Source organism: Bacillus sp. JJ1773, from assembly GCF_036962035.1.
Taxonomy (GTDB): Bacteria; Bacillota; Bacilli; order Bacillales; family Cytobacillaceae; genus Cytobacillus.
Map to the genome: position 1 here is coordinate 1 of NZ_JBALNX010000070.1, position 25,135 is coordinate 25,135.

Consider the following 25,135-nt stretch of genomic DNA (forward strand, 5'->3'; position numbering starts at 1 on the left):
GTAGGACGTCGCTAGGCAATGAACAAGCATCCATTATGGATGCTTTTTTTTATATGTTAAATTCGTAGAAGTTTACTTCTCGTTTTGTTGGAGTTATAATGAAAGTAACAATATCTGGGAGGGACATGAGTTGACTAATTATTCTGGAGAGGTTATTCCGCTGATTCTTGATTTTTGTAAATGGCTAGTCGAGCAAAATAAATCTGCTAATACTGTAAAAACATACGGTCTAGAACTTGAAAGGTTTCATGAATGGCTTCAAAAGAACGATTCTGATTTAAACCATTTGCGTAAGAGTGATATTCAAGATTATATTTCCCACCTGGAACAACAGCAAAAGAGCCTAGCAACAATTGATAAAATTGTTGGTATTATACGTACTTTTGCGAAGTACCTGAAGCAGCCTGAACTTACTTTTGGTATTGAACTAAAGCCTGTGGAAAGAAATGAAGAATTTGAAATATTATCCGAGGCGCAGTATCAAGTATTGATAGAAAAGGTAAATCATAATAGTGATCTGCGAGATCGGGCTATAGTCTATATACTGTTGCACACTGGAATTCGTATTTCAGAATTATGTAATTTAAACTGGGAGCATGTCAACTTCGAGAAAAATGAGATAACTGTTGAAAAAAAGGAAGAAAAACGTGTCATTCCTCTATCAAGGGATGCAAGAGAGCATTTAAATGAATACTTTGTGGTTCACCCATTAAAAAAAGAGGCCATTTTCATCTCGCAAACAGGCAAACGATTAACAGAAAGAACCATCCAATACATGCTTAAAAATTATGATGTAACCCCAAATCAGTTAAGACATACTTTTTGTCAACGGCTCGTTGATTCTAATGTCGATCTTGAGGTTGTTTCAAAACTGGCAGGCATTAAGGATTTAAATCTAGTCAAAAGATATATAAAAAGACCCGAGGTAAATAGAAGCCAATTAGAGGAAGTCATTAATAATGCTTTTATTAACGACACACAAGGATAGGTTGTTTTATTAGGGGTGTAATAAGTACTTTTTTATAGCCTTTCCGAATCATTCGGAAGGGTTATTGTAATTAAGGAATGATATTTCAAGTTCCTTAAAATTTAGGAAGAGTATAATTCCATCTGCCAGATCGCTAAAAGAATCCTTTAACTATCTACTTGTTGTTGCAATATTGCTATATCCCACCAATCTTATTACCTTATCTACTTCATTATCTCCAGGCGCGGCCGGCAGCCTTTTTTAAAGTGCTGACACAGTAAATACCCTCATAATGAAAGAATCTCCAACAGAATGCTGGAGATTCTTATGATTATTTTTTAAATTTTTCCGGAAACTGCTTCACAACTCCCGCAGAAATAGTATCTGCCATTAGGATTATATGTGTGATTCCATTGTCAATTGAAACGATTCTTGCGTTCCAATCTTTTGCTAAACTTGCAGATAAATCATTTGTCACAAATTTCAGATGCGTATAGAGTAAATTTTTTAGATCTTCGTTTTTCAAATAGGGGTTGGCACCGCTAAGGAAAGCTGCTATTTTATCAGCATTTCTATACCATTCTTTGTTTAGCTGATTCACCAAGGCTTCATTTCCGCTTTTAGCCGCATCTACAATCTTTCCTGCAATAATAATATGCTCCTTAAGCAAATCCGTAAGTTTGTTCCCAGCTTGCTCTCCGTATACTGGCTTTATAGCATTACCAATATCCTCCTGATTTTTCAGAAGCCTAGTCAATACCTGTTTTTGATCCTCTGCTCTTGCTGTTGTTGCACTTGTAATATAATTACTTGTCCACAATACATGATCAATCCAAAGTCTCCTGAAATGATTTTCAAACTTTACTTCAGATTGGCTAATGCATGGTACCTGCGTCTCAGCGTAGGTACTGATTGTTCCAGTCATCATGTTTAGTGGAAATAACAAAATAAAACCCATCAACAATATTTTTTTCATATACCTTCTCCTTCCAAAGATAAAAAGTACCCTTTTTATTATTGATATATGGATTTTTTTATTCCTAAAATTGGTCCTTCAACCCCGTTTTTCAAGAAAAAACGAAATTTGGATAGATAACGAAATGTAAGAGTGGATTCTGGTAGAATATTTATTTTTTGCAGGAAGTAAGGAATATAAAAGTATTACTAATTGGTGCGAGAGTTTACGAGAAAGGACGGCCCCTTTTTTTCTTTTTCAACAGGGGCGATCAGTTTAATAAGGGATAATTAGAAAACTGCTTATGGTAGTAGTTAAATACTAGGTAGTATCTAACAAAGGATGTTTATGAGTGAAACTAAAAGGGGAAATTTAACATGTTATTTACTATACTTGCATAAAGGTGGGATTTAACATGGTAAGAAGAACTTGTTTACTATTTTGTTTGTTATCCATGGTAACCCTTCCTATTGGGTGTTCAAAACAGGAGTCCCAAGTATCGAAGGAGCTAAATGAAAATAAAACGACCAATAACCTATCTATTCCAAATGAATACAGCCATGCTAAAGATATAATTGTTGCTCTAACCAAACAGGGGCTCAAGATTAATGAAATAAAAAACTCTAATTCTATGGCGCTTTTCCAAACAAAACCGAATTATGCCATGTATGTGGAGAGTGAATGGGGAGATTTTGAACTAATTCATTTGGAAAACAAAAATGGTAAAGACTTCATCATAATAAAAAAGGAAGAAACTGATGGGGGATATGTATATTCAATAAGGAAAAATGATGAACCAGAACAATTATATTATACAAACGCAATCACATATTTTAATAAAAATGATGAGTACATTACCATTAGCCGAACGAAAGAATTAAATGAAATAATTAGGAAAGTTTTTGAAATAAGCCAAAAATAGTTCAACTGCAAAAGTCAGTATGTCTTAGGTTAGGTGTTGGATTGCCTTTGTATTAACGACTGCTTCAGACGAAGAAACAATTCGGTATTTATGCGATAACACTTAATGACGAGGATTTTCTTGTTATTAATAAATAACAAGCACCATTCGAAAAAAGAGAAACATGATTTCATTCATGATTTCTCTTTTTTTATATTCTAAGAGTAAATGGATGGGGGAAGTATTAAAGTGGATGATTAAAAAATATTTATTTCATTATGATAGAAGTGTAGGTTACTTTGTAAAGCACATTATACTAGTTCTGCCATAAAGTTATTTGGAATATAGTTAGATAGATTCTTTCAATCTACCGAAAAAACTAATTAAAGATTCGGTATCTAAATGGAGGTATTATATGGCGAATTTGAATCAAAGTGTAAGGGTTGCGGTTATTCAAGCTGCATCCATTATTATGGACCGTGATGCCACCATAAATAAAGCAGTTAGCTTAATACAACAAGCAGGAGAAAAGGGCGCCCAAATTGTTGTTTTTCCAGAGGCATTTATTCCAGCGTATCCTAGAGGATTATCCTTTGGCACTGTAATAGGAAGCCGCACTGACGATGGAAGGAAAGACTGGTATCGATATTGGGAGAACTCGATTCCTGTTCCTGGTGAAGCGACGGAACAGCTTGGTCAAGCCGCACGTGAAGCGGGAGTATACCTTATTATGGGTGTGATTGAACGGGATAGCGAATATAGTGGTGGTACACTTTTCTGTTCTGTTATTTTTATAGGCCCAGATGGTTCCCTTTTGGGTAAACATCGAAAATTAAAACCAACTGCAGCGGAACGGATTGTTTGGGGTGAGGGGGATGGAAGTACATTACCTGTATTTGATACTCCGCATGGAAAAATTGGAGCTCTGATTTGCTGGGAGAACTACATGCCTTTAGCGAGAGCGGCCATGTATGCACAAGGTGTTCAACTTTATATTGCCCCAACTGCTGACGCTAGAGAATCATGGCAGTCGACTATTCGTCATATAGCAATGGAAGGCAGATGCTTTGTATTGTCCTCCAATCAATTTGTAACGAAGGACATGTACCCTGAGGATTTAGCTTGTTATGATGACCTTGTATCAGCTCCAGATGTGATGTGTAACGGTGGAAGTGCCATTGTTGGGCCACTTGGTGATTATGTTGCTGAACCTGTTTGGGGAAAAGAAGAAATGATTATTGCCGATCTTGATATGAGACAAATAGCCTCTAGTCAATTTGACTTCGATCCAGTAGGGCATTATTCAAGGCCGGATGTTTTTAAATTGTTAATAAACAAAGAAAAGCAGGAAAATATCATTTGGAAGAAATAACCCTGTAGGTCCTGCTTTTTAATAGGGAAAGGGATCTTTTTCTTATAGGGACATCCTTTTTATTTTTCAATGAGCAGTGTAACACTTCCAATAGCAAGACCTTTTGCTTCAATGTTATACTAATGGAAAAAGTTAGGGGGAGACTGTCATGAACAGGCTACAAGGAAAAACAGCGATCGTCACTGGTGCCAGCTCTGGAATTGGCGCTGCTATTGCTAAGGAATTAGCCATGGAGGGAGCAAATATCGTCCTGGCCGCCCGCCGGCTGGAAAAATTAAACGAAGTAAAAAGTGAAATTACAGAAATAACGAATGGCAAGGTGAAAGTAATTGCTGTCCAGGCGGATATGTCAGTTAAAAGTGACGTTAATCAGCTAGCGGAAAAGGCACAAGCAGAATTAGACAATGTAGATATTTTTATCAATAATGCTGGGCAAATGCGAACAGCAACCATCCGATCCGGGCAGGTGGAGGATTGGGAGCAGATGATTGATGTTAATATAAAAGGTGTACTTTACGGCATTCATGCTGTATTGCCATCGATGCTTAGCCGGTCAACTGGACATATTATCAATATTGCTTCGGTTTCCGGTCTTGAGGTAACAAAAACAAGTACCGTCTATAGTGCTACAAAGTACGCTGTTCGGGCCATTTCCATGGGATTGGAAAAGGAACTTGCTAGAACAGGTGTAAGGATAACGAATATTTCACCAGGGATGGTAGATACAGACTTGAGCAGTAATAGAACCTCGAATGATCGTAAAAAGCTTGAAGCAGCCGATATTGCAAAGGCTGTTGTCTATGCTGTCACCCAGCCTGACTATGTGAATGTAAATGAAATTACAGTTCGTCCAGTGTAAATAGCAGGGGGCTGTCCAGAAAGTAAGTTTTGATCACTTTCTGGAGCCCTTTTTTATATTCATCAAGGAAAATATCTTTACTTTTGCACTAATCATAAATAGAATTTAGTTAAATTAAAATGGTGTTTTGCTAGTCTTTAGGAAAATGAAAGAAATTAGATGACTAAGGAGTTAGAAGTTGAAAACAAAAGAATTTACTTTAACTGCGATTTTTATATCTATTATTTTATTATGTGCTTTAACACCTTTTGGGTATATACATTTAGGTGTAATTAAAGCGACTATCATTCATATTCCAATAATTATAGCTTCTATTATTTTAGGGCCCAAAATTGGTGCTTTCTTAGGGCTTGTGTTTGGTTTCACTAGTATTGCAATAAATACGATCACTCCAACCTTGTTATCATTTGCTTTTTCACCAGCAATTCCTGTATTAGGCACGAGTCAGGGAAGTATTTGGGCGTTATTTATTGCAATTGTTCCGAGAGTAATAATTGGGTTTATACCTTACTATATTTTCAAAGCTGTTCATAAAGCTATTATAAAGAAAAAGTCCAATCAAAAGCCTGCTTTATTTTTAACTGGCTTACTTACAACTTTTATACATACATTTTTAGTCATGGGTTCTATTTCTTTTTTATTTCAAGATGCCTATGCTCAAGCTATTAATGCCAGTAGCACGAGTGCAATTTATAAAGCTGTTTTAACTGTGTTTTTTACAAATGGACTTGCCGAAGCAGTCCTTGCTGGAATTGTAACAACGGCTGTGGTTCCACCGTTATTGAAGGTATTGAAAAAATAAATATCACCCGTTATCACGGGTGGTTTTAAATGTAATCACAGGGAGAGGAAGTGTAGTGAGGGATAAGCATGTATTGGATCCTCGAATTTCTGTGATTACATTTACTAGAAATTATGTGCTTTTTAGATTCTTAAAATTAGATTGAGATGATTTAAACTTCAAATTCTTTAATTTTTGCATTCGGTGTTAATACTTCTTCTGGCTTAAACTCTGCTAAAGGCTCTCCATTTTTGACTTTGTTAACCCAATCATGGTTAGCTAAGGCCCCTTTGCCTAAGGTAACCACATCGGCTTCCCCGTTCTCAATGATTTTCCTCGCCATGCTAGGATCCTCTAAATGACCGTTGGCGATTACAAGAATCCTTCCGTATTTTTTTGCAAGAGAGGCAAGTGATGCTTCGCTTGTATCGAATGCAGGCTTCCATGCTTGGTGTTCCGTAACATGGATAAAGTCAAGACCTGCTTGCCCTAATTGACCAAAGATAATTTCAGCATCTTTTTCTTTTCCTGCCCATTTATGTGTGTAATCATTTACTTTCGCTTGCGAAATCCGAATACCAATTGTAAAGTCCTTCCCTACTGCTTCCCTAATCGCTTTAGACACTTCCAGCAATAAAAGGACCCGATTTTCCGTAGAACCACCGTATTCATCTGTACGGTGATTTGTATAATCAGTAAGAAACTCATCAAGTAAATAACCATTGGCTCCATGAATTTCAATCCCATCAAATCCAGCTAATAGAGCACGTTTAGCAGCATTTACAAATCCTGTTATAACTTCAGTTATTTCTACTTTCGTTGCTTCTCTTGGCATTGGGTAAGGGCCATTTCCTTCATAAGCTTCACTTTTTTCCCCTTTTGGCTTAACAGCAGAAGGAGCGATTGATTCTTCAGCAAAAGGATTCCCATGAACAAGAGCCCCAGTATGCATGATCTGCGCAAAGATTTTCGCACCTGCTTGATGAACAGAGTCTACTAATTTCTTCCACGCTTCTGTTTGTTTTTCATTAACAATCCCTGGCTGATATAAATAACCTGGACTATACTTTTCATCTGTATAAATCCCTTCAGTAATAATAAATCCAAATCCCCCGCGGGCAAAAGATGTATAGTATGATATCATTTCATCAGTTACTAATCCTTCAGATGTTGCACTGATGCGTGTCATTGGTGCAACCCCAACTCGATTATCTACTGTTATATTCCCTAATGTAACAGTCTCAAATAACGTTTTTGTGTTTGTCATTGTCAAAACTCCTTCTTTTATAACAGTTCATTGTATATTCTTAATCAACCATAAAGTATTTATTTAACATCCTTCACTATTCGCTCAAGGGTATCTCGTTTTTTGAAGGACCCTATTCAATAGAATTTTTCTATCTATGTTCTGTACCATTGTAATTCACCGCCTTAGTTTAGTAAAATAGATATTAACGAACTATTAGTTCGATAATATTGAACTATGAAAGGGATAATTAGATGGAACTTCGCCAACTTATTACACTCAAGACAATTGTAGAAAGAGGAGGATTTAAAAAAGCTGCTGAACATCTCGGTTATGCTCAATCCTCCGTTACTACCCATATAAAAGAATTAGAAGAGGAAGTAGGAAAGCCTTTATTTGATCGACTCGGCAAGAAAGTCGTTTTGACTTATTACGGTCATCGACTTCTTTCTTATGCGGTAAAGATCATTGAATTGCATGCTCAGGCGTTAAACATAGACGAGGATCCGTCAGGCGATCTTATTATTGGTATCTCGGAATCGCTAACGATCGGCCGTGTTCCACCTATTCTTCTTGAATATAAAAAATCTTATCCTAAAGTTAACCTTTCACTAAAATCTATCGAGAATTATAATGTGGCATCACATCTTCAAAATGGCGACATCGATCTAGCATTGGTATTAGAAAAAGAAGGTTGGTCCTTACATGAGATTCATTGTGAAGAATTGAAAAGAGAAAAAATGGTTTTGATAAGTCCTCCAAAGCAAGAAAACTCAAGAACGGTTTTATATACGGAAAGGTCATGCAGTTATAAGTCTGTTTTTGATCACTATATAAATTTCAAACAAATGGATGTTAAAGAAAGTTTAGATTTCCAAAGTATTGAAGCGATAAAACAATGTGTTAGAAGTGGATTAGGAATTTCATTGGTACCTTATTTTTCAGTGAAAGAAGAATTAGAAAGTCAGAAATTGCATGGGGAGGAAGTAGAACCGGAACATCCAGCTATTTCAACATTCCTTGCCTATCATAAGGACAAGTGGCTTTCTCCATCTATCATAAGTATGATAACCTTAATAAAGAAACACTCTAAAAATTGGGATTAAAAAAGAGAAAAACATATTCTTAGAATCCTTAATAAATGAACAAATAAGAGGGAAAGTTTTGAGAAATGATCCATCAAAACTTGCCCTCTTTTTATATAAATTGAATAAGTATATTACATATCTAAGTCTGTAAATGCATAAGGCAATAATTCCCTTAAGGTCAATTCTAATATATCTTTCTTCTCATTTGTTAAATAAACGGGCATTTCAGGTAAACAGAATTCTGCTAACACTTGTCTGCAAATACTACAAGGTGGAAGAAAATCTACCGTATCACCCGCGACAGCTATCGCCTGGAAATCACCCTTTTTGTAACCATTTGCGATTGCAGTAAAAATAGCTGTTCTCTCAGCACAATTTGTTGCACCTAATGAAACATTTTCCACGTTTACTCCATTAATAACAGTACCATCTTTTAGTAATAACGCGACTCCAACTGGGAATTTGGAATAAGGTACATAGGCCCTTTCCTTCATCTTACGCGCACTTTCCATTAATAGCTCTTTATTCATATGATCCATCCCTTTCAAAGAAGAATGAACTTTTCACAGTCCCCTTAATGCCAACGTTTGATTGGCAGGATTGTTATAATATAATATTTAGAAAAACTTGTCAACATAGATGAATTAGGCGATGGAAATGGTTGCCTTTCTCCACTCTAAGCTTGTCAAAGGATAGGGAAAATTATTAATCGTTTAAAAAGTCCACAAAATAACAGTGAAATAGATTAAAATAGATGAAAATAATCATTTTAGGAGGTACTCAGTAACATGAGAGTCGCAATTGCACAATTATCCACCAGTGTTGATAAGGCCTCTAATTTAGAGAAGGCGATCCAATATATTGAGAAAGCCAAAAGTAAAGGCGCAGACTTTGTCATTATTCCGGAATTTTATATGGCGCTTGCCACCCCAAAGTCTGGCGTGTTGCCTGTTGAGGTAGCGGAACCGCTAGATGGTCCGTTTGTTTCCGGCCTTGCACAAGCTGCTCGTGAAAACGAAATCTATGTTGTTTGCGGTATGTATGAACCAAAAGCGGATGATCAAAAACGCGCCTATAACACAACAGTATTTATTAACCGTTCAGGCGAAATCATTCATTCTTATCGAAAAACACATTTATATGATGCTTTTAGTTATAAAGAGTCGGATACGATTATTGCGGGTGATAATCAATATAAAGTAGTTGAAACAGAGTTTGGAAAAATTGGCTTAATGGTATGCTATGAATTGCGATTCCCAGAGATTGCAAGACAATTTGCGCTTCAGGAAGCGGACGTCCTGTTTGTTCCTGCCGGATGGGTAGCTGGTCCGATGAAAGAGGAGCATTGGCAGACGCTGATTCGCGCACGGGCGATTGAAAATACGATGTTCGTTTGCGGCGCCGACCTTGTTGGCGATATTTTTTCCGGACGCAGTCTGATTGTTGATCCGATGGGAACTGTCCTCGCCAGTGCCGGTGAGGAAGAAACGTTATTTTTCGCTGATCTTGATTTAGATCGGATTCGCCGAGTGCGAGAAAAACTGCCAAGCGTAAGAGACCGAAAACCGGAATTTTACTGCTAAAGCGGTGCTTGCCACGCTCCGATGTATATCAGAGACGTATTATAATAAAGGAAATGAATTTTATAGAATTCGAAGAAAGTTAGACTAGAGGTATTCTGAAAAAGGAGCCTAATTTCTCACTTATAACACTGGGAAATTAGGCTTTTTTATTTGGAAATCCTTAAGTTTTAAAATTTCGTTTGCTGGCAGTACCCTTATCAGAGCTTATTATAAAAAGGAAGATGCCATCCAAAAAACACATCGGATAGCGTCTTGATATTTCGCATAGTGATTAAGGGTTCGTTGACCAAAGTCCAGCATGTTTTAATACAACACGTGGATATAGTGATAATATTTTATGAATTGGAAAAAATAGTGTCTAGGAAAGGAGGTCTTGCGAATGTTTGTGCAAAAGTGTTTAACAGGATTGGCAGTTTTGCTTGGGATGATGTTGGGTGTGAACTCTGCAGGCTCCCTCGGCGTATTGGCCGAATACGATGTTGTAACTCAGCCTATGGAGACGGTGACATCGATTGCGGTCGAATTGAAGGATGATAGCTTTAACCCGAAAGTCATTACTATTCCGAATGGAAAAACCACAACGTTGTTATTGAAAAACAAAGGTAAGAAAGAGCACACCTTCACAGTGGAAAAGCTAGGTATTGACGCCGAGATCCAGCCAGGACAAGAAAAAAGCATTACCGTGAATCCGAAACAGCCCGGTACATACGAACTGATATGTCGGTACCATTTCCAGGAAGGAATGGTCGGAAAGGTAATAGTTGAATAGGGCCTATCGGGTCATGCTTTTTAATAGGAATAATAGTAATTTGCTTATTAAACAAACGCGTTTGTTAAGAACGGGAGCTGCGGCAGCTCCCTCTCCATGCATCGAAGGTATTAAGTTGAATTTAATAGTTTTAATCACGGAATAACTTCAAAAACAGTACCTTGGTTAAAATCAGTCACTTTCATAGAGCCATAAACCCCTAAATATAGTTTGCTTTGATCCAGATTCGTTCCCAAACTAACATAATATGCCGAACCGGGCCCAAAATTATAATCGGTTTGAATAACACTAAAATCATTTAGTTTACAATCTGTTCTTATTCTAGTATAAGCTAAAACCCCTCTAACCGGAGATCCGGATTCTTCTTTCCGTGCAAGATCGGTAAACACCACACTTCCTGTTAAAGCGGGGATTCTATTCCCCATATAGGCTTGCACTCCTGTAAGTGCAGTTCCTCCAAATTTATTGGGTCTTTGATCTTTATGAAAATAACTAGTTAAAGGCTGAAGACGCCTTATTGATAATTTTATGGCTTCATCATAATAAGCTATTGTTGTCTCGTCCAAATCCTGATTTGCAGAGCAGCCCCTTATAATCGGAGTAGGGAAAACACCTTCCCACCCTCGCCAGCCAAAGTTAATAAATCCTTCTTGGTCAGCTTCAGATTTCATTAAAAAAGCTTGGACAAGCTGGGTAACCGGTATTGATTTATGCTGAAGGAATGAATAAATTGACTCTACCAAATCCTGTCCGACATTTCCCACATATTTGATATATTGATTATAAAACCTATGAAATGAAATGCCAGGTATATTCCGAACCCCTTTGGCAATCACCGTAAGTGTTTCCTGAATAGGTACGGGAAGCTCATTAAACCGTGTGACTACGGGCGGATTCTTGATAAACGTATTCTTACCTACATCAATTTCAATTATTTTACCGGCGATTTCCATATCATTCTGGCTTAAATTGAATGGATCATAGCCTGCTCCACCATCCCCGTTAGTTAAAACAAGATTTCCTGTTTCCGGTGAAAAGTTTAAGCTATTGACACCATTATGATTAAAAAATGGTCTTCTTAAGTTTAGTAATGTCCGTAGTTTTTGAGGTTGACCATTTGATGGTAAAATCCATTCTTCCAAAGTATTAATATGATCATATTGAGTTTCTCTATTTATCCACCTTAAGTTTAAAGTTTTTGGATCACACGGGTCAGGTGAAAAAGATTCAGAAAGAGCTCCTGGACCTTGTGTTCCGGATACTGAATAATGAAGATAAAACAGGCGGTTATTATAAAATTCGGGATGAAATGCTAGTCCAAGCAATCCCCGTTCATCATATCCGCCACCAGAAACACCTTGTTCAGAAGTACCCAGTTTAATGATTCGCGGGCGAATATCTAAAAAAGTTCGTATAACTCCGTTTCTTATGTAAAAAATCTCTCCTACCTGGGTTGCGATAAATAATGTTTCTTTTGAGTCACCCGGAAGTATCGCTGCTTTCATAACAGTTGGTAAATTCAACTTGCTTACAATGGGCCGTAAATTAACCTTAACTTTTATCAACAAACTATACACTCCCTTCTTAGTTTTCTTTTTATAAGAATATGATTAGAACTGTTTTATTAATACCAAATCAAGGCCGAAGAATCTAACAAGGGATTGATCATTTTCGCAGCAGTGTTGGAATAGGGGATTCTTTTTACGCTTAAATTCAAACTGTACGGTTCCATTAAAAGGACCATTTAATGGAACAACACCTTTTAAAGAAAGTTGGATTTAATGGTTAACATTTAGAAGAGGTTTTGAAAGATTGTTTTTAAACTATAGCAGTAGGTTAGTGAATTAAAACGCTATGTTTATAATTTCATTGAATGCCCCGCAATGTTAGACATAACTAACTTTTGCGGGGATATTTTTTATAACCAAGCCTTTTTTAAAAACTTCACGCCTAACTGTATTTCTTTACAAGTAAGATTACTAAAACCAAGTTTTATAATGGGTTCATCAGAGTGGTTATTAATGAAGTAGATGGAAGTAGGGTATACTTTAACACCATAAAAGGCAGCACGCTCAATTAACCAGCCTTCGGAACGATTTTGATGTATCTTAACTAATAAGTACAAACCAGACTGCTCCCCAATAATGGAAATATGTTGTTTGAAATGTTTTTTTATCTCAGAAACTATGCACTGCATTTTTCGCTTATAAACAAGACGCATCCGTTTAATATGGCGACTCCATTCTCCTTCTTCCATAAATTTAGCCATTGTAAGCTGGCTAAGAAGGGAAGTGGTACTCTCAAAATGCTGAAAATGTCTCATATAACGGTCTAAAAGAAACGGTGGCAGCACCATATAACTTAGACGAATACCTGGGAGAAAGGACTTTGAGAAATTCCCTTGGTAAATCACTCTTTTTGAATCAATGGAAGCAAGTGCTGGAAATGGTTGTTGTGTATAGCGAAATTCACTATCATAATCGTCTTCGATAATATATCCTTTTTTCTTGTTGGCCCAATGAATGAGCTTTTGCCTTTGTTGAATGGACATGCTTACGCCTATTGGACTTTGGTGGGAAGGTGTCACATAAATTAAGCGTGACATCATTTTTTCTAATTGTGAAAAATCAGCACCAGTTTCATCAACTGGTAAAGTTTCAAGTGTAAAACGATGGAATAAAAATGCCTCTTTTGCTCCATCATATCCTGGATCCTCCACAATCATGCTTTGGAAATCATCCTTCAGGATTTGTCCAAGATTAATCAACATTTGTTGGGTGCTGCTGCCAATGATAATGGCATTTGGATCTGTCTTTACCCCACGAGATTGGAGTAAATAGGCAGCGATTTGTTTACGCAAACACATTTCACCAAAAGGATCCCCGTATTGAAAACTCTCCTGTAAGGTCAGTACTGAATTAGAAATTCTTCTCCAAGCTTTTAAAGGAAAGTTTGTTTGATCTACTGCCCCTGCTTTAAAATCAACAAAAAATGTTGTCACTGGCTCAGTTTGCTTACTAGGATTAGGAATGGCTTCCTCTTGAAATAAACGGGGCTCTAATACATTAACAAAGTAGCCCTTTCTTCCTTCTCCACGAATATAGCCCTCAGCAACAAGCTGATCATAAGCCATTAATGTCGTATTGCGACTGACTTGCAAGGAATCTGCCAGCTGACGAATGGAAGGTAATTGTTCATTTGCTGGCAGGTCACCATGCTCGATTAATAATTTAAATCGCTCATATATTTGTTTGTATTTGGAAGAGTGATCCTCTAAAGCAAAAATGAAATTTTTCATTATAAATCGCCTCTGACATGTCTGATTGATTAAAACTGTATCTTTTTATATGTCAATAATTATACTACTATTTTGAATAATGGATATCCAAAGTTTCAGTAATTTTTAAAATAAAAAGGAGCTGGCTATTATGTATATTCCAAAATACTTTCAAGTCACAAATATCAATGAAATTATAGAAGTCATTGAGGGAAACTCATTTGCAACATTGGTCACAACAAAAAAAGGGAAACCCATTGCTTCCCACCTTCCATTACAGCTTCATAAACATGGAGAGGATTATTATATAACTGGACATATGGCATATGGGAATCCTCAATGGAGAACATTTGAAACATGTGACGATGTTCTAGTCATATATCAGGGACCACATGGTTATGTTTCTTCTTCATGGTATGGGCATGAAAATGTACCCACATGGAATTACCAAGCAGTACATGTATATGGTCAAGCAAGTATATTAAGTGAAGAAGAGTTGAAACAAGATCTTATTAAGTTGCTAGAGAAGTATGAGAAACAGCGTGAAAACCCAGTTTTATGGGATAAGCTATCGCCTCATGTATTAGAAAGTCAACTAAAAGCGATTGTTGGCTATAAAATAAAAGTGCAAGAAGTTCAAGCCGCTTTTAAATTAAGCCAGAATCGAAATGAAGAGGATTATCATAACATCGTTGAAAAATTACAAGAAGAAGAAAATCTAAATTCTCAACAACTGGCAGAAGTGATGAAAAAGAGAAAAAAAGATAGTGAGTAATTATGCCACTTTGTAAAAATATTCAATGCTTTACTCCATTATCGGGCAACGATTTCAGAATAAAAACTGCGCCTTTTTTTATGTATTTGGCAAAATCGTTCAAATGAAAGTTTTATTGATAAAGAAAGAGAATCAATTCATTTTATAAAGATATTTGGAGGTTATTTATGCTAAAAGAGGCGACATTACAGGATACAAAAGAAGCTGCACACCTTGCTTTACTGCTTTGGCCAGGTCACACATTAGAGGTATTTATTAAAGAAATGACACATATTATTTCTCAGCCTGATGCAAAGATTTTTTTAGCTTATCATGACAGCGAAACAATTGGGTTTGCGCAATGCCAATTGCGATATGATTATGTTGAAGGGACGAGTTCAAGTCCGGTGGGATATTTAGAGGGGATTTATGTAAAAGAGGACTTTCGTAAACAAGGATTTGCAAAAAAATTAGTAAATGCTTGTGAGAATTGGGCTAAGAAAAAAGGTTGTCATGAATTTGCTAGTGATTGTGAATAAGAAAATGAGGAAAGTTTAGCAATGCATCTTAAATTAGGATTTAATGAAGTAAATCGTATTATTTGTTTTAAAAAAGATTTATAAGGAATGACGAGATTCGCTAATATTGAACAAGCATAACGAATACAACCTTCTGCAGTCAGGCGTATCCTTGAACAAGGATTAGCGCTCATTTTCCCTTTTAAGGCCAGATTGTGGAGCAACACAATTATGGTATTATGCTAAAATTAGGAAGATATTGCGAAAAAGTGTACTTAAACAGGCAGTTTCATTAAATAGGGATTTTTCTAAAGTAAGAACGGAAATATTAAATCCATCTATTAAATTCGAAACAATAGATGGTTTTGTCCAGTATATTTATTTTATAGGTTGGCAACATAAACTGCCTTCACCTTTTTCAAGAGCAGACTTTAAGCTACTTAGAACACCCAACCAAGCCGTTTGATGCCAGTCAAATGCTTCTTTCCAATTATCATCTTCTTTAAATCCAGTATGTTCAACAATTACTTTTGTAGAATCGGTATCAACTGGTTTAAAACTAACATTAACAGTTATTAATTCATTTTCATTATTCATTATAGTTTCAAATTGATCCGGGCCTTTCTAAGTGAATCGTAACTCTTTTTAATCAACAAGTTTAATAATCTTGCAACCTTTTGTATTCATACCAGTTTTATTTCCAGGAATAAAATAAAGTTCATAGGCTCCACCTTCCATAGCTTCAACTACTGTTTCAGGTGCGAACCATTCTGAAACTCGTTCAGATATTGTCCAAGCGTACCAAACTAAATGTAAGGGGGCATTAATGGTAACCTCATTAGTAATGGTTCTATTATTTGAAGTGGTTGTCAAACCAAATCCTCCTTTTGGAATTATTTTTATTTGTAGAATATCATTAATAGCTATTTAAATAAAGAATCTTCTGATTTATTCAAAAGAAGAGATTGTACTTAAACTATTTGGCAGTTTAGTTTAAGAATCGTCTGTAGCTCTTATTCCACAATCGGGCCAGATTGTTGAATAACACATTTAAACTAAATTAGTATACATAAAGATATTGTGGGGTTTTCACTTTTAGGGATACATGAATGTCAAATAAACCATTATTACCTTTTGAAATATGATAGTTATGAAAAGTTCATAAAATGTCAGTATCAGAATTATTATGTTCAAGATCAGTGTACAGAAGCTTATAAACTCCCACCTAAGCAAAAATATATACCTCATTCCCCAAATATGTACCGGCACACTCAGTCTCGAACAATCTCCATCGAATAAAGCAGTCACTAACCAACCTGCCATTGATTTCTGTGTTCTCGGGCACAATCTCATCCAACTTCATTCCAACCTTTCTAACACCCTTCTTAACGCCAGATGCTCTTCAAAGCAGACAGCGATGAATCTCTCAGAGGCGAACGTATCCATCTCGAACTTGATTACACGTCTATTGTGACGTTTTTAACAGGATAAAGCCCAATTCAGTGACTCGCTTCGTCCCCTTACTGGAAAAGATGCTAATCAGTCCCACTTGATTGTTCGATTCCTTTTCATAAATTATCCAGGTCAACAAAATATGAAGAAGCTAAGTTCTACGGGGCGATTTCCAATTCAAGTCCTAAAAGGAGTAGATTTCGAGCGTTTTAAAAATCTTATTCATCGAACAGTCGTACCTTTAGGTATAAGATTCCATGAACAGTTATATTTATATCTAAAAGGAAATAGATTAGATAGCGTAACAAAGGGCTTTCAAGCATGAATTATAAAAGAGAATCTGCAGAATAGATAGGACTGATTAAAAAGTAAAGAGAGGGAAACCAAATGAAAAAGATTACATCGGTACAAAGCAACAGCGGCTTCTCCGAAACTGGGCTGCGCAGAATGCGCGACGTGTTGGCACGGCATGTTGAGTCCGGGAAGATTCCAGGGCTTGTTGCCCTGGTCAGTCGGTACGGTGAGACGCATGTCGAAGTGATCGGGACGATGCGTCATGACGGTGGTGCACCGATGCGCCGGGACACGATCTTCCGGATGGCCTCGACGTCCAAGCCGGTAACGATCGCGGCGACGATGGTACTGCTAGACGAGTGCAGGCTACGGCTGGATGACCTGGTAGAGCAGTGGCTGCCGGAACTCGCCGACCGGCGGGTGCTGAAGCGGATTGACGGTCCGCTGGACGATACCGTACCGGCGCGGCGGCCGATCACCGTACGGGACCTGCTGACCTCCACGTTCGGGCTCGGCATGGATATGACATCGCTGGGTACTCCGATTATGAACGCGATTTTCGAGCAGGGGCTCACGCCCAATTTACCGGAGCCGGCGCCCGAGCCGGAACAATCGGGCGTTTTTCTGAAATAAGGAAAGCGTCTTTCTTCATGAAAAGGGCCATTTAATGGAGGAAGAATATCAAGAAAAAGTGAATATATATAGTAATGATAATTGGTCAATATAGACTGTTTATTCTCATTTACTACTGCTAGAATGCAATAGAACTATAATGAGATTTCTTGGAGGGATATAGAATGAGTTCCTTGGTTCTCAGTTTTCAGGAAATAGAAAAAACACAGCTTTTTCTCGTTGGTGGAAAAGGGTTGAAATTAGGGGAACTATCGAAGATTCATGGAATACAAGTGCCAGAAGGATTTTGTGTTACGACAGAAGCCTATCAAAAAGCTCTCGGGCAAAACAAAGCCTTTCACGTATTGTTGGATCAACTAACAATGCTAAAAGTAGATGATCAAGATCAAATTGGTGAAATCAGCAGGAAGATTCGACAAATCATTATGGAGGTAGAAATTCCTTCCGATGTTGTGAAAGCAGTTGCTTACTATCTCTCCGAGTTTGGCGATGAACATGCTTATGCAGTGCGTTCTAGTGCGACTGCCGAAGATTTACCACATGCCTCTTTTGCTGGTCAACAAGACACCTATTTAAATGTCATCGGCAAAGTAGCAATCTTGCAGCATATCAGTAAATGTTGGGCTTCCCTATTTTCGGATCGTGCGGTAATCTACCGCATGCAAAACGGATTTGATCACAGCCAAGTTTATTTATCCGTTATCGTTCAAAGGATGGTTTTCCCACAAGCTTCAGGGATTTTATTTACCGCTGATCCAATTACTTCTAACCGAAAGCTGCTATCAATCGATGCAAGTTTTGGACTTGGAGAAGCACTGGTCTCTGGCTTGGTATCTGCTGATTTTTATAAAGTACAGGAAGGGGAAATCGTCGATAAGAGGATAGCAACCAAAAAATTGGCTATCTATGGACTAAAAGAAGGCGGCACAGAGACCCAGCAGATCGATCCCGATCAGCAAAAGTCTCAAACACTTACTGAACAACAAATTTTACAACTAGCACACATAGGAAGACAGATCGAAGCTCATTTTGGTTGTCCACAAGATATAGAATGGTGTTTGGTTGATGATACTTTTTACATTGTCCAGAGTCGGCCAATCACAACTTTATACCCCATCCCTGAAGCGAATGATGAAGAAAATCACGTTTACGTATCTGTCGGTCATCAACAAATGATGACCGACCCCTTGAAACCATTGGGAATGTCTTTATTCCAGTTAACATCTTTTGGACCCAGGTTTAAAGCTGGTGGAAGGTTGTTTGTTGATGTCACACATATGCTGGCTTCACCTGACAGCAGAAAAATGTTATTAGATGCCATGGGACAACACGATCCGCTCATAAAAGACGCACTCATTACCATAATAGAGCGAGGAGATTTTATAAAATCTTTACCAAATGATAAGCAAGAACAGAGTTCCGGTAAAAGCAATAAAGGTGTGTCGTCTGCGGATTCTCAAGCACAAATCGAAAACGACCCGACAATCGTTTCTGATTTGATTAAGAGTAGTCAAACATCCATAGAAGAGTTAAAACAAAACATCCAAAGGAAAGCAGGATCGGATTTATTTGATTTTATTCTAGAAGATATCCAGCAATTAAAGAAGATTTTATTTGACCCACAAAGTTCAGCTGTATTTATGGCTGCTATAAATGCTGCATCATGGATCAATGAAAAAATGAACAAGTGGTTGGGTGAGAAAAACGTAGCAGACACGCTTTCTCAATCTGTACCAAACAATATTACTTCGGAAATGGGTCTGGCGCTATTGGATGTCGCAGATGTGATTCGTCCTTATCCAGAAGTAATTAATTATTTACAACATGTGAAAGATGATAACTTTTTGGATGAACTGGTTAAGTTTGATGGTGGACAGGAAACCCAAGACGCTATCTATGCTTATCTCAGCAAATACGGAATGCGGTGTGCCGGAGAAATCGATATTACTAGAACACGATGGATTGAAAAACCAATTACACTTGTCCCCATGATTCTCAATAACATCAAAAACTTTGAGCTTAATGCAAGCAATCGGATTTTTGAGCACGGGCGGCAGGAGGCTTTGAAAAAAGAACAAGAGTTATTAGATCGATTGAAGCAATTACCGGATGGTGAACAAAAATCCAAAGAAACAAAACGAATGATCGACCTAATCCGAAATTTCATCGGTTATCGTGAATATCCAAAATACGGCATGGTTAATCGCTACTTCGTTTATAAGCAGGCTTTACTGAAAGAAGCCGAACAACTCGCACAAGCCAACGTTATTCATGAAAAAGAAGATATATACTATCTCACTTTTGAAGAACTTCGCGAAGTCGTACGCACAAACAAACTGGATTACCAGATCATCGGCAATCGAAAAGACGAGTACAAATTTTATGAAAAACTAACCCCCCCACGTGTTATCACGTCTGATGGTGAAATCATTGTAGGTGAGTATAAACGAGAAAATCTCCCAGCCGAAGCTATTGTAGGTCTACCTGTTTCTTCTGGAGTTATAGAGGGTCGAGCACGTGTCATCTTAAACATGGAACATGCTGATTTAGAAGATGGAGATATATTAGTCACCACCTTTACTGACCCTAGCTGGACACCATTGTTTGTATCCATAAAAGGCCTAGTCACTGAAGTTGGTGGACTGATGACCCATGGAGCAGTTATCGCACGTGAATATGGCTTGCCAGCAGTTGTCGGGGTGGAAAATGCCACCAAAATAATAAAAGATGGGCAACGAATTCGCGTGCATGGAACTGAAGGGTATATCAAAATATTGTAATTGCTGAATACGTTCAGATTTAATACATCAATATGGCCGAATTTCCTAATGGGGAGTCGGCTTTTTATATAAGTTTGTGAATACTATCACTTAAACTATAGGGTGCTAGAGTTCAATAAGTGTGAGCCATCTTCAGCAGCCATTGATCTTCAACAATCGGGCGCTTTTCCGTAACAAGGAACAGCGCTTATTTTCATTATCTGGCCAGATTGCGGAGGAAGAATATCACGGAAAATTGAATAATTATGGTGATGATAGTGTGGAGTTTGTGAAAGATTGTACTTAAACTAAAGAAGCAGCTTAGCGAAAGGGGCTAGGAGGAAGTTTTATATAAGCATAATACCTGCAACAGGCAGTATTCGTCGAATTAATTACAGGGAAATTACGTATAAAGCATTAATAATAACTTGAGGAGGTATCGTTGTGAACCAAAACAAAATGTTAATTGCTCAGTTTAACCCCAAATACGCTGAACAAACAGTGGCTATGTGGCGAGATAGCAAGGAAAAGGCTATTGGTCAGAAAGAAATTCACAGCTTTGAAAATCACGTTTATTATTTAAATCATATATTACCTGAACAGTGTCAAATAGATTTAGCGTTAATTGATGAAAAAGTAGTTGGGGTGGTTGCCTATAACGAAAGGGAAATAACCCAACTGTATATTCATATAGATTATCAAGGAATCGGTATAGGTCAAACATTACTAGATAAAGTAAAAGCACAATCAAGTGGGAAATTAACATTATACACATTTGAAGTAAATGAAAATGCGCAACGGTTTTATGAAAAACATGGATTTGAAATCATAGGTAGAGGACATGAAAATGAAGAAAATTTACCTGATATACAATATGAATGGACATCCAAATAAATGATGTAATCGGTCGCTTTAGTGATTAAAAAGCTAGAGTTCTTATTTCGACTAATGGGGTGCTTTTGTTCAATAAGACTTTGTAATAATCTTCAGCAATCGGGCGCTTTTCTGAAATAAGGAAAGCGTCTTTCTTCATGAAAAGGGCCATTTAATTGATTAGCACTTTAAAGAAAATTGGATATCTATGTTGTTTATTCAGCATTTATAGCCATCCTCTTTTTAATATTAAAGTGAGGATGGCTTTAATAAATGTTATTTATGATTTTTCTAATAATAACTCCAATTATTACTCCAGGAAAAACAAATAACATTGGGAGCCAAACAGGACCAAATAGCACTCCAAATATCGTTACTTTTGAGGAAAAAATCAATCCAACCGTTACAAAAAATGCAGCGAATACATACGGAAGAAAAGACCAAGTATCTTTCCCACCGCCTGCATCTTTTACAGCATCCCACATCGAAAAAAAATATAAACAAGGGTAAAACATCAGCCACTGATAATCTGCCTGTTTTATGGCATCACCAATTTCCCCGTGAAAGCTTAAAAGTATGAGCTGGTTAAAATTGGCTTGTACATTTATCAGGAATTCAAGGATCAAGAGAACTGTGCCTTTAAAGTATTTTCTGTTTAAATATTGACCAAAACCTGGAAGTGCAATACTCCACATTAGTATTTCAAATACACTTTTAGTCATTCTATATACCCTAATAAATTATTTCTATTATTTTTCTTTTGCAATTTCCTTTCTATTAGGAGCAAGAGGTGGCTGTTCTAACCAATTATTTTCCACCATAATATTAAACCACTTTTTAATCACCATAAGATTTTGTAGAATTGTTTTTTCGTAAGTAGCAACAAGGTCTGTTCGCATGGCTGACGCTAGACCTGTCCCATGATAAGCCTGTGCAGTTTGAAACAAGAATCCCATATGATACATCATTAACTTATCTGAAAAAGGAGAGTCTGTTGAATTAGTCACTTCTGTTTCCCAAGACTTAGGAGTTGGTAAATTATCTTTCTTCATTATGTTTGAAAAGTCCTGTATTTGTTCATTTGCCGCTTTCTCAGAATCCTCTAAGAATCTCCTTACTTCTTTTGTCTGAGCGACTTGGCTAAATGCAATAGAAAGAGTTTTTGTCATAATACTCTTTTTTAGGTTGAAAGAAATACTTATGACTTCAATTGCAGTTAATGACCTACCTTTTCCGAAAAATCCATCGGTAAAATCTTGGCTAGAAATAAATTCAGGATTTTCAGCAGGATAGAATAAAGGGTCTCTCTGAAAACTCCCTTTCTCAAGTAATAAGTCAATTGTTTGATGATACATCCGCTTCCCATCATTATCACATGAGTCGTAAAAAAACCTTAAGTCCTCTCTGACAGAAGTACCTAATGAAGTTGAATGTCCTAGTAAACCATGTAAAGTCATGATATGTAAATAATTTAGGCAAAATATATCGCTAAACAGTCTCTCTTTGCCTTTGTTAAGATCAGATTCAGTAAATCCAATTGGTACTGGAAATCCTTCATTCTCTATAAAAGTTACGATTTGTTTCTTTTGTTTTGCAAACGTCACGATTGCATCTTTAAAAATAGATTTTATGGACTCGTCCTCAATAATAGAAAACATATACCTAATTACAATATCAATGGCTGTTCCATTTACATACTCACCCCATAGTGTTCCTATTTCAGAAGATGTGAGTTTTAATTTGTCTTTATCCACGTTATCACCTCTTGAGTATTATGTTCTAATAGAGCAAGAACTATGAATAAAAAAGGATCTGAACAAAAGTAAAATTACTAAGAAGTCATTTTTGCATCTTTTTCGCATTTTTAATACTCCGCAATCGGGCGCTTTTCTGAAATAAGGAAAGCGTCTTTCTTCATCAAAAGGGCCATATTGTTGAATAACAATCTGTGAAGAATAGCGAGTAAATTTAAAAGGGGATAATAATCAATTAATATTTAATGAAAAGTACGAGTTACTTTAAAAATGAAAAGGGAGCAGAATAAAATTTCTTCTCCCCTTATATCAGTTATAAACTAACTAACAATCTTCTGCTTTATTATGATGTAATGGAGGTGGAACTAACCATCCTTTTTCTTTATTTAGACGAAGAACTTTAACTCCAAGTGCTGCCTTTTGAATATGAAACTGTCCAAACATCATTCCAATATCTTCTCGAATTGATTGCCCCATTATTGTACTGCACGCTACTAATCCTGCAGCAATGCTCATTGAAAGAGCAGCTGCTATTTCAGGATCTGCAAAACGTGCTCCAACTGGAATATCCTCTAAACAAGCTTTGGGTCTTTCTGGAGGTGTTGGAGGTAATCCAACTCCATTCGCTTTTAATAAAGTTTCAATCTGTTTGATTTCTTGTTGTCCTCCTTGAATTGCTTCCTCAAGCAATTTCTGTAAATCTTCATCACCTGCATGGTTTAGGTGAGTTTGATAACCTGCAATTGCCCCTTTAGCCGTTAAAAGAAACGACCAGGTGCTAAATACTTCCCCATAATGCATAGGTTCATCTGTTGGATTTCCACTTAAAATTCCCATTGTAATCCTCCTAATCAAATTCAAATTTAGTGCCTCCTTTCGCCAAAGCACATATTCTTATCATTCTCCTTTCGCAGCTTATTAATTCATTATTTTGTGGCTTCGAAATAAAGCTCGATCATTAATAAAAATGTCTAATTGTTTAAAGTTCGATCAGGAATCCTGTTTGAAAATGTATCATTTTCCTTATTCCGCAAAACCAGCTAATAGAAGCTAATTAATTATTCCAGTAAAGGACCAGATTGTGGAGTAACTCTTTTTTTAATTAAATGGATATTTATGTTGAAATTTGTTGAAGAGAATGTAAATGTTCTTGGGGTACATTTAATCATTGATTCGGAGCATAATAAAAATAGGGAGGGAATCAAATTATGATACTTCGTTGGGTACATAAGTATGTAATCATCTTGGTATTATTCTGTTTTTCTATTTTCGTCCCCCTCCTCATTCCATTAGCTGAAATAGAGAATGATTCACAACAGCAAGTATTTTTGAACTTTGAAAAAGAGATCCTTGATTTAATCTACTCTAGTATAGGGCCATTGAATAAACTGGACAGAGTAATGGGAGAGGAAAGCTTATATAATATTGCCTTATCGGCAGAACAGAAGCTTGCTGAAAATTCCATGACTTTAGCCCAATTAAAGGTACCTACCACATTGTCAGATGATATAAAGACATCGTTAGAAAATATCAAAGATGATTTGTCTATAGGTTTAAAGGCATTGGAGAAAAGTATGAACCACTTGGCACAATACATCGTGAAGCGTAACCCCTTATTGTACGATAAGTTTACCGAGGATTATGACAAGGGTTTTCTCTATATTTACGGTGTATTAACTTCGTTAACTACAATAAGATCGCAACTAGTCTCAAACATATCAATGATAGATAAAAATCGTTCGGTTTCACGAAAGGTAAGATCAGCAAGTAGTGGATGAATGTTATCTTTTACCCTACATGCCTTGATTAACTCTCTTGCACAGACTGACATAATGAGGGTCAGACTTAGTTTTGAAGGTATTGAAAAAAGGTTCTTCGATTTAAAGTGTACCCCTTGTAATCACCGGGCGCAGCTCGGGGTTTATTTGCGGCTTCTCGATATTCCGGTGCCGGGCATCTACGGCCCCTCGGCCGACGAGGAAGCCCAATGAATTAAGTTTCTCGTCCAATACTCGCTAAAAAGTCATAGGTCACCGGCATGAACGCAGTTACTCTACTACAAGGGACAAGAATGATTATACTCCTTAATCAATAACAGTTGAGGATTTTTAATTGAATAATACCAGTTAATATCAGCTTTTTGTTTATTCAAGAAAAGGGCGCTTTCCTATAATAAGGAACAGCGCTTATTTTCATTATAGGGCCAGATTGTTGAATAAAACCTAGATATCTAGGCGAAAGTTTAGGCGAGTTTGTGAAACTTTGTACTTAAAGTAACGACGCAGTTGTGCGGCCGAGCA

21 protein-coding genes and 4 pseudogenes are annotated in these 25,135 nt (G+C 37.0%); 16 read left to right on the top strand and 9 right to left on the bottom strand.

Features of this window, described 5'->3' with window-relative positions:
• Positions 1-130: 130 nt before the first annotated feature.
• Positions 131-988, top strand: coding sequence for a tyrosine-type recombinase/integrase (locus V7127_RS19765; protein WP_335488858.1), 858 nt, complete (start codon positions 131-133; stop codon positions 986-988).
• Between the two features lie 310 nt (positions 989-1,298).
• Here the strand turns inward: V7127_RS19765 and V7127_RS19770 are convergent, their stop codons facing one another.
• The gene (locus V7127_RS19770; protein ID WP_335488861.1) at positions 1,299-1,943 is read right to left on the bottom strand and encodes a glycosyltransferase; all 645 of its coding nucleotides are present in this window, start codon (positions 1,941-1,943) and stop codon (positions 1,299-1,301) included.
• Positions 1,944-2,337: 394 nt separating this feature from the next.
• On the opposite strand from V7127_RS19770, the gene V7127_RS19775 reads away from it, so the two are divergent.
• From V7127_RS19775 to V7127_RS19790, 4 genes are all read left to right on the top strand, one after another.
• Entirely contained in the window at positions 2,338-2,844 is a 507-nt protein-coding gene (locus tag V7127_RS19775) for a hypothetical protein (protein WP_335488864.1), read from the top strand.
• Positions 2,845-3,238: 394 nt separating this feature from the next.
• The gene (locus V7127_RS19780) at positions 3,239-4,195 is read left to right on the top strand and encodes a carbon-nitrogen hydrolase family protein (protein ID WP_335346075.1); all 957 of its coding nucleotides are present in this window, start codon (positions 3,239-3,241) and stop codon (positions 4,193-4,195) included.
• Between the two features lie 148 nt (positions 4,196-4,343).
• Entirely contained in the window at positions 4,344-5,054 is a 711-nt protein-coding gene (locus V7127_RS19785) for an SDR family oxidoreductase (protein ID WP_335346074.1), read from the top strand.
• 178 nt (positions 5,055-5,232) lie between these two features.
• Positions 5,233-5,856 carry an ECF transporter S component gene (locus tag V7127_RS19790; protein ID WP_335346073.1) on the top strand — a complete coding sequence of 208 codons (624 nt, stop codon included), beginning with the start codon at positions 5,233-5,235 and terminating at the stop codon, positions 5,854-5,856.
• A 151-nt stretch (positions 5,857-6,007) separates the two neighbouring features.
• On the opposite strand, the gene V7127_RS19795 is transcribed toward V7127_RS19790, so the two are convergent.
• Positions 6,008-7,102 carry an NADH:flavin oxidoreductase gene (locus V7127_RS19795; RefSeq protein ID WP_335488868.1) on the bottom strand — a complete coding sequence of 365 codons (1,095 nt, stop codon included), beginning with the start codon at positions 7,100-7,102 and terminating at the stop codon, positions 6,008-6,010.
• 233 nt (positions 7,103-7,335) lie between these two features.
• On the opposite strand from V7127_RS19795, the gene V7127_RS19800 reads away from it, so the two are divergent.
• A complete protein-coding gene (locus V7127_RS19800) occupies positions 7,336-8,187 on the top strand; it encodes a LysR family transcriptional regulator (protein ID WP_335488871.1) in 852 nt (283 codons plus the stop codon).
• Between the two features lie 113 nt (positions 8,188-8,300).
• Here V7127_RS19800 and V7127_RS19805 read toward each other — a convergent pair whose 3' ends face one another.
• Positions 8,301-8,699, bottom strand: coding sequence for a cytidine deaminase (locus tag V7127_RS19805; RefSeq protein ID WP_335353199.1), 399 nt, complete (start codon positions 8,697-8,699; stop codon positions 8,301-8,303).
• A gap of 258 nt (positions 8,700-8,957) precedes the next feature.
• Here V7127_RS19805 and V7127_RS19810 point away from each other — a divergent pair, with 258 nt between their 5' ends.
• Together V7127_RS19810 and V7127_RS19815 are read left to right on the top strand one after the other, a co-directional pair.
• Positions 8,958-9,752, top strand: coding sequence for a carbon-nitrogen hydrolase family protein (locus tag V7127_RS19810; protein ID WP_335488874.1), 795 nt, complete (start codon positions 8,958-8,960; stop codon positions 9,750-9,752).
• Between the two features lie 379 nt (positions 9,753-10,131).
• A complete protein-coding gene (locus V7127_RS19815) occupies positions 10,132-10,521 on the top strand; it encodes a cupredoxin domain-containing protein (RefSeq protein ID WP_335488877.1) in 390 nt (129 codons plus the stop codon).
• A 134-nt stretch (positions 10,522-10,655) separates the two neighbouring features.
• On the opposite strand, the gene V7127_RS19820 is transcribed toward V7127_RS19815, so the two are convergent.
• A complete protein-coding gene (locus V7127_RS19820) occupies positions 10,656-12,086 on the bottom strand; it encodes a PQQ-dependent sugar dehydrogenase (RefSeq protein WP_335488902.1) in 1,431 nt (476 codons plus the stop codon).
• 353 nt (positions 12,087-12,439) lie between these two features.
• A complete protein-coding gene (locus V7127_RS19825; protein ID WP_335488880.1) occupies positions 12,440-13,819 on the bottom strand; it encodes a PLP-dependent aminotransferase family protein in 1,380 nt (459 codons plus the stop codon).
• 130 nt (positions 13,820-13,949) lie between these two features.
• Between V7127_RS19825 and V7127_RS19830 the strand changes: the two genes are divergently transcribed.
• Both V7127_RS19830 and aac(6') read left to right on the top strand, forming a co-directional pair.
• Positions 13,950-14,573, top strand: a complete 624-nt coding sequence (locus tag V7127_RS19830) for an FMN-binding negative transcriptional regulator (RefSeq protein ID WP_335488883.1) — start codon at positions 13,950-13,952, stop codon at positions 14,571-14,573.
• Positions 14,574-14,740: 167 nt separating this feature from the next.
• Positions 14,741-15,175, top strand: a pseudogene (aac(6'), locus tag V7127_RS19835) (aminoglycoside 6'-N-acetyltransferase).
• Between the two features lie 273 nt (positions 15,176-15,448).
• Here the strand turns inward: aac(6') and V7127_RS19840 are convergent.
• Positions 15,449-15,943: pseudogene (locus V7127_RS19840) on the bottom strand (SRPBCC family protein).
• 966 nt (positions 15,944-16,909) lie between these two features.
• On the opposite strand from V7127_RS19840, the pseudogene V7127_RS19845 reads away from it, so the two are divergent.
• The 4 genes and pseudogenes from V7127_RS19845 to V7127_RS19860 all read left to right on the top strand — a co-directional run.
• Positions 16,910-17,428, top strand: a pseudogene (locus tag V7127_RS19845) (serine hydrolase domain-containing protein); the annotation flags it as partial.
• 185 nt (positions 17,429-17,613) lie between these two features.
• Positions 17,614-20,229 carry a phosphoenolpyruvate synthase gene (ppsA, locus tag V7127_RS19850; protein WP_335488885.1) on the top strand — a complete coding sequence of 872 codons (2,616 nt, stop codon included), beginning with the start codon at positions 17,614-17,616 and terminating at the stop codon, positions 20,227-20,229.
• Positions 20,230-20,350: 121 nt separating this feature from the next.
• Entirely contained in the window at positions 20,351-20,515 is a 165-nt protein-coding gene (locus V7127_RS19855; protein ID WP_335488889.1) for a hypothetical protein, read from the top strand.
• 152 nt (positions 20,516-20,667) lie between these two features.
• Complete coding sequence (locus tag V7127_RS19860; protein WP_438824043.1) at positions 20,668-21,102, top strand: GNAT family N-acetyltransferase; 435 nt, start codon at positions 20,668-20,670, stop codon at positions 21,100-21,102.
• 245 nt (positions 21,103-21,347) lie between these two features.
• Here V7127_RS19860 and V7127_RS19865 read toward each other — a convergent pair whose 3' ends face one another.
• The 3 genes from V7127_RS19865 to V7127_RS19875 all read right to left on the bottom strand — a co-directional run bounded on the left by V7127_RS19865 (position 21,348) and on the right by V7127_RS19875 (position 23,672).
• Positions 21,348-21,803 (bottom strand): hypothetical protein, encoded by a 456-nt coding sequence (locus V7127_RS19865; RefSeq protein WP_335347381.1) that lies wholly within the window; start codon positions 21,801-21,803, stop codon positions 21,348-21,350.
• A 27-nt stretch (positions 21,804-21,830) separates the two neighbouring features.
• The gene (locus V7127_RS19870) at positions 21,831-22,835 is read right to left on the bottom strand and encodes a DUF3231 family protein (protein WP_335488896.1); all 1,005 of its coding nucleotides are present in this window, start codon (positions 22,833-22,835) and stop codon (positions 21,831-21,833) included.
• A gap of 324 nt (positions 22,836-23,159) precedes the next feature.
• Positions 23,160-23,672, bottom strand: coding sequence for a DUF3231 family protein (locus V7127_RS19875; protein ID WP_335488899.1), 513 nt, complete (start codon positions 23,670-23,672; stop codon positions 23,160-23,162).
• A 371-nt stretch (positions 23,673-24,043) separates the two neighbouring features.
• On the opposite strand from V7127_RS19875, the gene V7127_RS19880 reads away from it, so the two are divergent.
• Positions 24,044-24,613 (top strand): hypothetical protein, encoded by a 570-nt coding sequence (locus V7127_RS19880; RefSeq protein WP_335348281.1) that lies wholly within the window; start codon positions 24,044-24,046, stop codon positions 24,611-24,613.
• Between the two features lie 120 nt (positions 24,614-24,733).
• Positions 24,734-24,826 (top strand): annotated as a pseudogene (locus V7127_RS19885) (DinB family protein); the annotation flags it as partial.
• Positions 24,827-25,135: the final 309 nt, after the last annotated feature.